General features: G+C 73.1%; 11 protein-coding genes. 2 read left to right on the forward strand and 9 right to left on the reverse strand.

The window, feature by feature from the left end:
* Positions 1-5: 5 nt before the first annotated feature.
* The 9 genes from AB0A69_RS32155 to iolC all read right to left on the reverse strand — a co-directional run bounded on the left by AB0A69_RS32155 (position 6) and on the right by iolC (position 10,970).
* A complete protein-coding gene (locus AB0A69_RS32155; RefSeq protein ID WP_361429347.1) occupies positions 6-701 on the reverse strand; it encodes a DUF4291 domain-containing protein in 696 nt (231 codons plus the stop codon).
* Between the two features lie 105 nt (positions 702-806).
* A complete protein-coding gene (locus AB0A69_RS32160) occupies positions 807-3,107 on the reverse strand; it encodes a hypothetical protein (RefSeq protein WP_361429349.1) in 2,301 nt (766 codons plus the stop codon).
* Positions 3,095-3,796, reverse strand: coding sequence for an ABC transporter ATP-binding protein (locus AB0A69_RS32165; RefSeq protein WP_361429351.1), 702 nt, complete (start codon positions 3,794-3,796; stop codon positions 3,095-3,097). The genes AB0A69_RS32160 and AB0A69_RS32165 overlap by 13 nt, the downstream gene beginning before the upstream one ends.
* A 106-nt stretch (positions 3,797-3,902) precedes the next feature.
* Positions 3,903-4,271, reverse strand: a complete 369-nt coding sequence (locus tag AB0A69_RS32170; RefSeq protein ID WP_361429353.1) for a hypothetical protein — start codon at positions 4,269-4,271, stop codon at positions 3,903-3,905.
* 344 nt (positions 4,272-4,615) lie between these two features.
* Positions 4,616-6,118 (reverse strand): CoA-acylating methylmalonate-semialdehyde dehydrogenase, encoded by a 1,503-nt coding sequence (gene mmsA, locus AB0A69_RS32175; protein WP_361429355.1) that lies wholly within the window; start codon positions 6,116-6,118, stop codon positions 4,616-4,618.
* 22 nt (positions 6,119-6,140) lie between these two features.
* Positions 6,141-8,030: a 3D-(3,5/4)-trihydroxycyclohexane-1,2-dione acylhydrolase (decyclizing) gene (gene iolD, locus AB0A69_RS32180; RefSeq protein ID WP_361429357.1), complete on the reverse strand. Its 1,890-nt coding sequence runs from the start codon at positions 8,028-8,030 to the stop codon at positions 6,141-6,143.
* The gene (gene iolB, locus AB0A69_RS32185) at positions 8,027-8,848 is read right to left on the reverse strand and encodes a 5-deoxy-glucuronate isomerase (protein ID WP_361429359.1); all 822 of its coding nucleotides are present in this window, start codon (positions 8,846-8,848) and stop codon (positions 8,027-8,029) included. The genes iolD and iolB overlap by 4 nt, the downstream gene beginning before the upstream one ends.
* Before the next feature lie 89 nt (positions 8,849-8,937).
* Entirely contained in the window at positions 8,938-10,008 is a 1,071-nt protein-coding gene (locus tag AB0A69_RS32190; protein WP_361429361.1) for a deoxyribose-phosphate aldolase, read from the reverse strand.
* Positions 10,005-10,970 (reverse strand): 5-dehydro-2-deoxygluconokinase, encoded by a 966-nt coding sequence (gene iolC, locus AB0A69_RS32195; RefSeq protein WP_361429363.1) that lies wholly within the window; start codon positions 10,968-10,970, stop codon positions 10,005-10,007. The genes AB0A69_RS32190 and iolC overlap by 4 nt, the downstream gene beginning before the upstream one ends.
* Positions 10,971-11,095: 125 nt before the next feature.
* Here iolC and AB0A69_RS32200 point away from each other — a divergent pair, with 125 nt between their 5' ends.
* Both AB0A69_RS32200 and AB0A69_RS32205 read left to right on the forward strand, forming a co-directional pair.
* On the forward strand, positions 11,096-12,010 hold the full coding sequence (locus AB0A69_RS32200; protein ID WP_361429365.1) for a sugar phosphate isomerase/epimerase: 915 nt from the start codon (positions 11,096-11,098) through the stop codon (positions 12,008-12,010).
* A gap of 218 nt (positions 12,011-12,228) precedes the next feature.
* The gene (locus AB0A69_RS32205; protein ID WP_355360774.1) at positions 12,229-12,426 is read left to right on the forward strand and encodes a MerR family transcriptional regulator; all 198 of its coding nucleotides are present in this window, start codon (positions 12,229-12,231) and stop codon (positions 12,424-12,426) included.
* Positions 12,427-12,535: the final 109 nt, after the last annotated feature.

Below are 12,535 nucleotides of genomic sequence, written 5' to 3' on the forward strand. Positions count from 1 at the left end.
AACCCTCACGGGACCAGGTGCCCGAGGAGCTCCGCACCCGCCGGGTACGGACGCTCCTCGGGCATCAGCCGTGCCGCGCCCTCCAGGTCGCCGGCGCGCACCAGGGCGTGGACCTCGTGCGCGAGCGGCGTCACGTCGCGGATGGAGACCGTCCACTCGTCGGCGTACCGGGCCGACGCCTCGCCCGCCAGGCCCAGCTGGAGCGAGCGGTACGGCAGCGGCGCCAGACGCAGGTCACGCTCGGGGTCCCACTGGACACGGGCGGGCGACTGGCGCAGCTCCCGCTTCCAGGTGGCCTGGTCGGGGTGGAAGCCCCGCACGTAGTGCGACAGGCAGGCGTGGCGCAGCGCCCACTCGAAGCCCTCGCGGGTGATCTCGACCGCGAGGACCGTCTCCTGGCCCTCCTTGGTCGCCCACCCGCAGCGGTACATCATCCACAGGAAGCTCGGCTTGATCCAGGTCATCCGGTCCCGCTTCCAGACGTCGGGGAAGCGGCCGTCGCGGGCGGCGGGGCCGCCGATGGCGGGCCTGTACGCCTGGTAGACGGTGATCGTGTCCTCGGTGTGGAGGGCCCGGATCCGGTGTTTCGGCTCGCCCGTGTCGGCGTTCGCGTTGTCGTTCGCGTTGTCGTTCGCGTTGTCGTTCGCGTTGTCGTTCGCGTTCTTGTTCGCGGACTCGTGCTCGTGCTCGTGCTCGTTCATCAGGTAAAGGATCAACGGCCGACCCCGGTCGGGGCCAGTCGTTTCCTGGCGGAGCACCCGCCACTCCCCCGGAAGCCCGGAGCCGCCGGGCGTGCGCGGTCGGTGTCAGTCGGCCTTCGGGCGCCAGTGGCGGGCCCGTACGACCACGCCGCGGCCGCCCGCCACGCCCACGCACCCGGCCAGCAGCAGACTGCCGAACAGCGCGAGGAGCACCAGCTCGGGCGACGGCCGCGCGCCGCCCGTCGTCACCATGGGGTAGCCCAGAACCGTGCAGACCACCGCGGCGGCGACCCCGGCTGCGGCGAGCGGAACCGACAGGTACCACAGGGCCGTCGAGCGGAAGACGGAGCCCTCACCGGTCAGCACGCCCATCGGGGCCAGCCGGTCGGCGAAGCGCCCGAACTCCGCCAGCGCGCTCACCGCCGCCGCCAGCGCCGTCACCAGCATGCCGCCGAGGCCCAGCAGTACCACCCATCGCCCGACGGCCTCGTACTGGATGTCGCCGCCGACCTGGGACCCGCCCAGCACGTCGGCCACCGGTGCCATGCCGAGGTGTCGGTAGGCCGCGCGGCGCACCGTGGCCCCCGCCGCGGTGTCCCCGCGCGCGGAGATCACCACGAGCCGGTGCTCGACCGCCGAGTCGGCGGACGGGCGCGGCACGGACACCGCGCCGGTGACCACCCGCAGACCGTCCCGCCCGGCCTCCCAGCGCTGGAGTTCGGTCAGCCGCCGGTCACCGGCCTCCCGCAGGGCGGTCGGGCGGCCGGGGCAGGGCTGGCCCACCGATGCCAGGGCCGCGCAGGGGCCGGTCAGCACGGACTCCCCCGTGGGATCCCGCCGCAGCGAGAACACCACGCGGCCGGGCCCCAGTTCCCGCTGGAAGGCGTCGAGTCGCGTGGGCTCCAGCGGTCGCGTACGGACCACCAGCACACTGTCCCCGAGCGCCGCGAACATGTCCCTCGCCTCCGCCGCGGCCCCGGTGGTCCGGCTCGTCCACAGTTGCACCTGGCTGACCAGGCCGAGGCCCACCACCACGGCGACGACGAGTCGGGCGATCACGGCGGGGTGGGTGTGCAGCCAGCGTCCGGCGATCAGCGCGCCGCACCAGCCCTTGGCGCCCGCCCGGCGGGCCAGCAACCGACCGAACCCGGTCATGGCCCAGGCGACGACCGCGGGGAGGGTGGCGAGGGTCAGCACCGTGCCCAGTGCGTACTGCGCGAGGCTGACCCGGTAGTGGGGGCTCAGGGGACCGAGATCGACCGGCAGGGACAGTCCGATGCCGAGCGCGCACAGCATGATGGAGCGCCGTTTGACCGGCCGGTCGGTAGCGGTCCGCGGCGAACGCCCGTCCCCCGTCGCCCGGTTCAGCAGCACGGCGCACAACAGCACGGTGGCCGCCGCGACCGCGATCGCGGACAAGACCAGGGGGAGCCGGCCGAGCACGGTTGCGGAGGCGAGCCGGTAGCCGGTGAAGGGCAGGGTGACGTCCGTGGCGGCGAGGACCGTCAGCGGCACCAGGCCGAGGGCCGCACCGGCGAGCACGGGCCCCGCCGCCTCGCCCAGGCTCAGCAGGGCGCGATGCCGCCGGCGCCCGCCGAGGGCGTGCAGCACGGCGGTACGCCGGTCCCGGGCCGCGGAGCCGCAGCGGGCGGCGATCACGGCGAGGACGGCCGCGGGCAGCCCCAGGAAGCCGATCGCCGCCGGGACGAACTTGTCGGGTCCGAGCACCGTGACCGAGTCGCCGAACAGCACCGGCCGCTCATCGCCGAAGCCGGAGATCCGGCTGCTCTCGTCCCACTCCCCCGAGCCCGCCGGGGGCCGTACGTACACCAGCCGCTCCGACGGCGAGGTGAGTCCCGCGGCGGAGATCCGTCCGGCGTCCCGGCCGTAACGGCTCGCGATGCCCGCGTCGGCGCCGGCCTCGGCGAGGGCGGGGGACAGCACGGCGCTGCCCGGCGCCGGCCACCGCGGGACACCGGGCGGCGGCGGCGCGTCCGCGGTCAGCGGCTCGACGAAGACGACCGTGTGCTGCAGTCCGTCGACCGTGTCACCGCTCTCGCGCCACTGCGCGGCCGGCTTCTCACCCGGGAACTCGCCTATGAAACGCGGCGCTCGGGCCCGCTCGTGTTCCCTCTGCACGTCGTACGCGGCCAGGGCGACGACCACGACGGCGACCGCGTAGCCGAGGAACGCGGTGGCAAGGGCGAGGGCGACGGCGCGCAGCCGGTGGCCCGGGCCTCCCTTGGCGGCCTGCGTACCCATGGCGGCCAACTGGCGCGCCAGGCCCCGCGCGCTTTCTGCATCTCGTGCGTCACGTGCGTCCCGCACGTCACGCGCCTCCGGTGTGTCCCGCACGTCACGCGCGTCCCATGCCTCCGGGGCGTCCGGTGCGTTCAGCCGCGCCACGCCGGGGCCTCCTGTGCCGGGCGGGTGTCTTCGGCGATGGCGCCGTCGGCGATGCGGACCAGCCGGTCGGCGCCGCCCGCCAGCTCCTGGTCGTGGGTGACCACGAGGAGCGCGCAGCCCCAGCGGGTGGGCACCCCGTACAGGAGCCGTCCGACGGCGTCGCGGTTCTCGCTGTCGAGCGCGCCGGTGGGTTCGTCGGCCAGGACGAGCGGGGGTCGGTTCACCAGCGCGCGGGCGATCGCGACGCGCTGGCGCTCCCCGCCCGAGAGCGCTCCGGTGGCGGTGGAGTCGGCGGCGATCCCGAGCTCGCCCAGCAGCTCCGTGGCGCGGGGCAGGGCCTGGGCCCGCCCGGTACCGGCCAGCATCGCGGCGAGCATCACGTTCTCCAGTGGCGTGAGTTCGGGCAGCAGCTCACCGAACTGGAAGACCATCCCGATGTTCCGTGCCCGGTGCCGTGCCGCCGCCGCCTGGCGCAGCCGGGTGGTGTCCGTGCCGGCGACCTCGACCACACCGTCGTCGGGCCGGACCAGCCCGAGGACGCAGGACAGCAGGGTGCTCTTGCCGCTGCCGCTCGGGCCCATCAGCGCCACGGACTCGCCGTCGGCGATGGTGAGGTCCACTCCGGTGAGGAGCGGGCGGTCGGGCAGGTCGTACCGGACGCCACGAAGGCGGAGAACGGGTGGCTTCACCGGGGTTTCCTTGGTGAGTGTGGGGGGCGGGCTCCCGGGGAGCCCCCAGTGGTACGCGGGTGGATGCGCCCGCGCCGTGTCCGGCGACGGGCGCATCCTGCTTCGGCTACGGGCGGTAGGCCCAGCTGCCGCAGGAGTCCGGCTCCGCGAAGCGCTGCTCACACACGCGCATCTTGTAGACGGCGTTGCCGGTGCCGCTGTACTTGCAGTTGTCCGGGCCGGCGCCGTCGGTGTCCCACAGGTGGCTGGACGACGAGGCGTAGTTGCGCCAGTACTCGGCCTCGACGGCGTTGGTGTCGGCCTCCATGTCGCAGACCTTGACCTGGGTGTCCGAGTTGTAGGTCACCGCGTAGTCGTCGCTGTTCCAGGCGTAGTAGGCCCACGCCTGGGTGGAGCCGAGCCCGAGGCCGAGGACGAGGGCGACGAAGGCCGCGAAGCCGGTACGGCGTACGGATCTGCCGGACATTGCAGACATGATCGTGATTCCTTTCGCCGGGCGTGGACAGAGTCCACCCCAGGAATGAGAGTGATGTGGAAGCTGCTTCGTGATCGATCCGACGCGAATGGATCATGACACCCGCGTGGTGACGTGTCCAGATCATTCGGAGCTTCGGATTCCGCACTCCCCCTCCCGCCACCGCTGACCGAAACGCCCAGGTGAGAACGTAAGTTGCCGACTCCGGCACGTTGCCGGCTCCGGACATGCGTCCACCCCGCGCGGCGGGAGCGCCGAACGCGGGGTGGAGGACGGGCGAGAGGAACGACGAAGGGAAACGAGGCGGGGGGAAACGAGACGGGAGGGAAGCGGGGCGGAAGGCGTCAGTGGTTGCGCGGGAAGCCCAGGTCCACGCCCGCCGGGGCCTCGGACGGGTCGGGCCAGCGGGTGGTGACGACCTTGCCGCGGGTGTAGAAGTGCACGCCGTCGTTGCCGTAGATGTGGTGGTCGCCGAAGAGGGAGTCCTTCCAGCCGCCGAAGGAGTGGTAGCCGACGGGGACCGGGATCGGCACGTTCACGCCGACCATGCCCGCCTGGACCTCCAGCTGGAAGCGGCGGGCGGCGCCGCCGTCGCGGGTGAAGATCGCGGTGCCGTTGCCGAACGGCGAGTCGTTGATGAGGCGGACGCCGTCCTCGTAGGTGTCGGCGCGCAGCACGCACAGCACCGGGCCGAAGATCTCGTCGCGGTACGCGTCGGAGTCGGTCGACACCTTGTCGAGCAGGGACAGGCCGATCCAGTGGCCGTTCTCGTACCCGTCGACCGAGTAGCCGGTGCCGTCGAGGACGACCTCCGCGCCCTGGGCGGCGGCGCCGGTGACGTACGAGGCGACCTTGTCGCGGTGGGCGGCCGTGATCAGCGGACCCATCTCGGACGTCGGGTCGGTGCCGGGACCGATCTTGATCTTCTCGGCGCGCTCGCGGATCTTCTGTACGAGCTCGTCGCCGATGGCGCCGACCGCGACGACCGCCGAGATCGCCATGCAGCGCTCGCCCGCGGAGCCGTACGCCGCCGAGACCGCCGCGTCGGCGGCCGCGTCGAGGTCGGCGTCCGGGAGGACGAGCATGTGGTTCTTGGCGCCGCCGAGCGCCTGTACGCGCTTGCCGTTGGCGGAGGCGGTGGTGTGGATGTACTTCGCGATCGGCGTGGAGCCGACGAAGGAGACGGCCGCGACGTCCGGGTGCTCCAGCAGGGCGTCCACGGCCACCTTGTCGCCGTGGACGACGTTGAGCACGCCGTCGGGCAGCCCGGCCTCGGAGGCCAGCTCGGCGAGCAGGTTCGCGGCGGACGGGTCCTTCTCGCTCGGCTTCAGCACGAAGGTGTTGCCGCAGGCGATGGCCAGCGGGAACATCCACATCGGCACCATCGCCGGGAAGTTGAACGGCGTGATGCCGGCGACCACGCCGAGCGGCTGGCGGATGGCGGCGACGTCGACGCGGCTGGAGACCTGGGTGGACAGCTCGCCCTTGAGCTGGACGGTGATCCCGCAGGCCAGCTCGACGATCTCCAGGCCGCGCGCGACCTCACCCAGCGCGTCGGAGTGGACCTTGCCGTGCTCGGCGGTGATCAGGTCGGCGATCTCGCTGCGGTGGGCGTCCAGCAGCGCGCGGTACTTGAACAGGATGCCGGTGCGCTGGGCCAGCGAGGAGGTGCCCCAGGTGGCGTACGCGGCCTTGGCGGAGGCCACCGCCGCGTCGACCTCCTCGGCCGAGGCGAGCGCGACCTTCGTGGTGACGGCACCGGTCGCCGGGTCGGTGACCGGGCCCCAGTTGCCCGACGTGCCCTCGACGGACTTGCCACCGATCCAGTGGTTGACGGTCTTCGTCATGACGAAAGCTCCTTCAGATGCTTCACAGATGGCGGCGTCGGGCTGCGACATGCCGGTCGTACTCCTCGCGGGCCTTGACCGCCGCCGTGCGGGACGCGGTCTCGGCCACGGGCACATCCCACCATGCCTCGGCGGGGGGCGCGCCCGACACTGTGTCTGCCGTTTCGGTCTCCACGTAGACACATGTGGGAACCGTCGACGCCCGCGCTTCGGCGAGGGCTTCCCGCAGGTCACGGACGGTCTGCGCGCGCAGGACGCGCATGCCGAGGGAGGCCGCGTTGGCGGCGAGGTCGACCGGGAGCGTCGCGCCGGTGTACGTCGTGTCGGGGGCGCGGTAGCGGTAGGCGGTGCCATACCGCTCGGCGCCCACGGACTCGGACAGGCCGCCGATCGAGGCGTACCCGTGGTTCTGGAGGATCACCACCTTGATGGGGATGCCCTCCTGGACGGCCGTGACGATTTCGGTGGGGTTCATCAGGTACGTACCGTCGCCGACGAGGGCCCAGACCGGGCGCCCGGGGGCCGCGAGGGCGACGCCGACGGCGGCGGGGATCTCGTAGCCCATGCAGGAGTAGCCGTACTCGACGTGGTACTGGTCGCGGGAGCGGGCGCGCCACAGCTTGTGCAGGTCGCCGGGGAGCGAGCCGGCGGCGTTGATCAGGATGTCGTCCCCGGTGACCAGGGTGTCGAGTGCGCCGAGGACCTGCGGCTGGGTGGGGCGCGCGTCGTCGCTCGCCGGCGTGTACGCGGCGGTGACGCGCGACTCCCAGTCGGCCTTGAGCCGGGCGTACTCGGCCGCGTACGACGCCGGGACGGTGTGCCCCTCCAGGGCGGCGGCGAGGTGCTCCACCCCCGCGCGGGCGTCGGCGACCAGGGGCAGCGCGGCCATTTTGTGGGCGTCGAAGCCGGTGATGTTGAGGTTGACGAACCGGACGCCGGGGTGGGCGAAGAGCGTCGAGGAGGCGGTGGTGAAGTCGGTGTAGCGGGTGCCGACGCCGATGACGAGGTCGGCGGTGCGGGCGAGGTGGTCGGCGGTGGCGGTGCCGGTGTGGCCGATGCCGCCGACGTCGGCCGGGTGGTCGTACGGCAGCGAGCCCTTGCCCGCCTGAGTCGAGGCGACCGGGATGCCGGTCGCCTCGGCGAGCTCCCGGAGGGCGGCTTCGGCCCGGCTGTGGTGGACGCCGCCGCCCGCGACGATCAGCGGCCGGGACGCCGCCCTGACGGCCTGCACCGCGGCGTGGAGTTCGGCAGGGTCCGGCTGTGGGCGGCGCACCCGCCAGACGCGTTCCGCGAAGAACTCCTCCGGCCACGCGTACGCCTCCGCCTGGACGTCCTGCGGCAGCGCCAGCGTGACGGCACCGGTGGCGGCCGGGTCGGTGAGGACGCGCATCGCCTGGAGCGCCGCCGGGATCAGCGCCTCGGGGCGGGTGACGCGGTCGAAGTACGCCGAGACGGGGCGCAGGGTGTCGTTGACGGACAGGTCACCCGCATAGGGGACTTCGAGCTGCTGGAGCACCGGGTCGGCGGGGCGGGTGGCGAAGGTGTCGCCGGGGAGCAGCAGCACCGGCAGGCGGTTGACGGTGGCGAGGGCGGCACCGGTGACGAGGTTGGTGGCGCCGGGGCCGATGGAGGTGGTGACGGCGTGGGTGGAGAGGCGGTTCGACTGGCGGGCGTGGCCGACGGCGGCGTGGACCATGGCCTGTTCGTTGCGGCCCTGGAGGAAGGGCATCTCATCCGCGTACTCGACGAGCGCCTGGCCGATGCCCGCCACGTTCCCGTGGCCGAAGATGCCCCAGGTGGCGTTGACGAGCCGGTGGCGCCGCCCGTCGCGCTCGGTGTACTGGCGGGCCAGGAAGGCGACCAGCGCCTGGGCGGTGGTGAGTCGTCGCGTACCGGTCGTGCGGCTGCTCATCGGTATCCCTCCGTGCGGTGGTCGGGATGGAAGCGGATCTTCCACTCCCGTTCGTCGCCCGGCCCGGCCATGACGTTGAGGTAGTACATGGTGTGCCCGGGCTGGGCGATGGACGGGCCGTGCCAGCCGTCCGGTACGAGGACGGCGTCGCCGGTGCGGACCTCGGCGAGGACGTCGGCGCCGCCGGGGCGGGAGGGCGACACGCGCTGGTAGCCCAGCCCGTCGCCCTCGATCTCGAAGTAGTAGATCTCCTCCAGCTCCGCCTCCTCGCCGGGGAGGTGCTCGTCGTGCTTGTGCGGCGGATAGGAAGACCAGTTGCCCCCGGGAGTGAGGACCTCGACGGCGATGAGCCGGTCGCAGTCGAAGGCGTCGGCGGCGGCGAAGTTGCGCACCTCGCGGGCGCAGGTGCCGCTGCCGCGCGCCTCGACCGGGACCTCCGGCGCGGGGCCGTAGCGAGCGGGGAGTCGTCGCTCGCACCTCGCTCCTGCCAGGGCGAAACGGCCTCCCGCGCCGGAGGCGATCTGGGCGTGGGCGTCACGCGGTACGTACGCGAAGTCCGAGACGCCACTGAACACGCTTGCGCGGCCCGCCAGTTCGAAGCGTTCGCCCCCGTCCACCTGCACCGTACAACCACCGGTCAGCGGAAGCACGATCCATTCGGTGTCGCGGGTGGCGAGTTCGTGCACCTCGCCGGGGCGGAGGTCGAGGACGCGGAGGGCGGAGTGGGCCCAGCCGGCGTACGCGGGGTCGATGTGGAGGGCGTACGGGCCGTCGGCGGCCGCGCCCTTCGGTACGTACAGCTGCCGTCGTTCGCGCATGGTCCTTGCGTACCCCTCGGTGTCTCGTCTCGTCGCTCGCCGTCTGGTCGCTCGTCGTCTGGTCGCTCGCCGTCTCGTCGCTCGTCGTCTCAGAGCAGGCCCACGGCCGTGTCGACGGCGGCCGCCACATCGCCGTCGGGCGGGTAGAGCAGCGAGCGTCCCACCACCAGGCCCTGGACGGTGGGCAGGTGCAGCGCTTTGCGCCACTTCTCGTACGTGGCGTCCTGGTCGTGGCCGACCTCTCCGCCGAGCAGCACGGCGGGGAGGGTGGAGGCCTCCATCACGCGCGCCATGTCGTCCGGGTCGTCGGTGACGGGGACCTTGAGCCAGGTGTACGCCGAGGTGCCGGCGAGACCGGAGGCTATGGCGAGGGAGGTGGTCACGGCGTCGGCCCCGAGGTCGTTGCGCACGCGGCCGTCCGGGTCGCGGCGGCACAGGAACGGCTCGACGAAGACGGGGAGCCGGCGCGCGGCCATGGCGTCGATGACGCGGGCGGCGGAGTGGAGGGTGGTCAGGGAGCCGGGGTCGTCGGGGTCGATGCGCAGCAGCAGCTTGCCGGCGTCGAAGCGCAGGCGCGCCAGGTCCTCGGGGCGGTGGCCGGTGAAGCGGTCGTCGAGCTCGAAGGCGGCGCCGGCGAGGCCGCCGCGGTTCATGGAGCCCATGACGACCTTCTCCTCGAGGGCCCCGAGGAGGAGCAGGTCGTCGAGGATGTCGGCGGTGGCGAGGACACCGTCGACGCCGGGGCGGGAGAGCGCGAGGCAGAGGCGCTCGAGCAGATCGAGGCGGTTGGCCATGGCGAGCGGGCGGTCACCGACGGCGAGGGCGCCACGGGCGGGGTGGTCGGCGGCGACGATCATGAGACGACCGTGGTGGGCGGGGTTTCCGGGGCCCGCGGGCCGGGGGCGGGGGCTCTGGCGGCGATTTTCGCCCGAACCGGAGCCGGGGCCCGAACCGGGGCCGAGACCGGAGCCGGGGCCCGAACCGGGGCCGAGACCGGGGCCGAGACCCGGGCCGGGGCCGAGACCGGGGCCGGGGCCCGAACCGGAGTCGCGGCCCGAGGCGTCGAGCAGAGGACGGCGACGGCGGCGGGCGGCGGCCTCGGCGATGGCCTCGGGGTGGCGGGTGCGGACCGCGACGAGGTGCGCGAGGTCGATGCTCACGGCGTGCCGCCGCCCTCACCCTCGAGCGCCTGCTCCACCTCGTCCGGGAACGGCATCGCGGAGGAGCAGGCGAGGCGCGAGGCGACGAGGGCGCCGGCGGCGTTGGCGTACCGGACGGTCCGCTCCAGGTCCCAGCCGGCGAGCAGGCCGTGGCACAAGGCGCCCCCGAACGCGTCGCCCGCGCCCAGTCCGTTGACGACCTCCACCGGGACGGGCGGTACGTCGGCGGTCTCGCCGTCGGCGGCCACGGCGAGGACGCCCTTGGGACCCTGCTTGACGACGGCGAGGCGGACGCCCGCGTCGAGCAGCGCGCGGGCGGCGGCGTACGGCTCGCGCTCGCCGGTGGCGATCTCGCACTCGTCGAGGTTGCCGACGGCGACGGTGGCGTACCGGAGGGCTTCGCGGTAGTGCGGGCGGGCGCTGTCGGCACCGGACCAGAACATCGGCCGCCAGTCGAGGTCGAAGACGGTGGTGCCGCGCGCGGCCCGGTGTGCGAGGGCCGCGAGGGTGGCCGTACGGCTGGGCTCGGCGGACAGGCCGGTGCCGGTCATCCAGAAGACGCGGGCGGCGGCGATGGCGGCCGGGTCCAGCTCGTGCTCGTGGATCTCCAGGTCCGGGGCCTTGGGCTGCCGGTAGAAGTAGAGCGGGAAGTGGTCGGGCGGGAAGATCTCGCAGAAGGTGAGCGGTGTCGGGTAGGCCTCGACGGGCGTCACCCAGCGGTCGTCGACGCCGAACGCCCGCAGCTCCTGGTGGAGGTAGTCACCGAACGGGTCGGCGCCCGTGCGGCTGATCAGCGCGGTACGGCGGCCGAGGCGGGCGGCGGCGACGGCGACGTTGGCGGCGGATCCGCCGAGGAACTTGCCGAAGGCGTCCACCTGGGCGAGCGGCACGCCCGTGCGGAGGGGGTAGAGGTCCACCCCGATGCGCCCCATGGTGATCAGGTCGTACGGATCGATCGCCATCCATGTCCCCTTCACATCGGCACCGCGGTCAGGTCTAGCCGCCCCCGCAACACCTGTCAACATTTTGTCCTTACATTCGGACTATCCCTTGACGCTGTCCTCCGCCCGCCTCCAAGCTGGCGCCCATGACGCCGCAGTCACCGCCGCCGCTGTCCCGTATCCGGATCGGTTCCGCCCCCGACTCGTGGGGCGTGTGGTTCGCCGACGACCCCCGGCAGGTCCCCTGGGAACGCTTCCTGGACGAGGTGGCCGCAGCCGGTTACGAGTGGATCGAACTCGGTCCGTACGGCTACCTCCCCACCGATCCGGCGCGGCTCACCGAGGAGACCGCGCGCCGGGGCCTCAAGGTGTCGGCCGGCACGGTCTTCACCGGGCTGCACCACGGCGAGACCGTCTGGGAGAAGACCTGGGCGCACGTCGCCGACAACGCCGCCCTCGCCCGGGCCATGGGCGCCGACCACCTGGTCGTCATCCCGTCCTTCTGGCGGGACGACAAGACCGGCCGGGTGCTGGAGGACCGGACCCTGACGCCGGAGCAGTGGCGCGACCTGACCCGCCTGACGGAGCGCCTGGGCCTGGAGGTGCAGGACCGCTTCGGGCTGCGCATCGTCGTCCACCCGCACGCCGACACGCACATCGACACCGAGGAGAACGTCACCCGCTTCCTCGACGCCACCGACCCCGGGCTGGTCGCCCTCTGCCTGGACACCGGGCACTACGCCTACTGTGGCGGCGACAGCGTCAAGCTCATCGAGACCTACGGAGAACGGATCGGCTACCTCCACCTCAAGCAGGTGGATCCCGGGATCCTGGCCCAGGTCATCGCCGAGGGCACCCCCTTCGGGCCGGCCGTCGCGCGCGGCGTGATGTGCGAGCCGCCCGCCGGGGTGCCCGCGCTCGAACCGGTGCTGGCCGCGGCCCAGGCGCTGGACGTGGACCTCTTCGCCATCGTCGAGCAGGACATGTACCCGTGCCCGCCGGACAAGCCGTACCCCATCGCGGAGCGGACGCGCCGCTTCCTCCGCTCCTGCGGCGCGTGACCGGACACGACGATGCCACGTGTGTAACAGGGGTCTCTTCATCGTCACACTTGTCTCCACTACGCGGGACTTCCGTCACAGCCCTTCGACAGCCGCTCCCCGCCGCTCACTCAGCGTCGTTGTCCGGGCACAGGCTCAGTGATCGCCAGCGTCCCGCCGCGGCTCCCCCGACGGCCCTCCCGGGCCGCCGCCGCGGCGCCCGCAGGGAGGTGCCACAGATGACGGACAGAAGGCTCTGGTCCTACAAGGAGATCGCCGCACACATCCGGGTACAGCCGGACACCGTCCGGTCGTACCGCAAACACGGCCTGCTGCCCCAGCCCGACCACGTCGAGGGCGGCAAGCCCTACTGGTACGCGGACACCATCCGCGTCTGGGTCGCCAACCGGCCGGGCAACCGGGGGCGCAAGGGCTGACCGCCCGCCATCCCGAGGCCCCGCGACGCCCGCGGCCCCGCACCTGTCGATCGCACCTTGACCGGGTCCGCGCCCTCGACGTCGATCTTGTTGACCGCGACCACGATCG

The organism is Streptomyces sp. NPDC045431, assembly GCF_040646655.1.
Classification (GTDB): Bacteria; Actinomycetota; Actinomycetes; order Streptomycetales; family Streptomycetaceae; genus Streptomyces.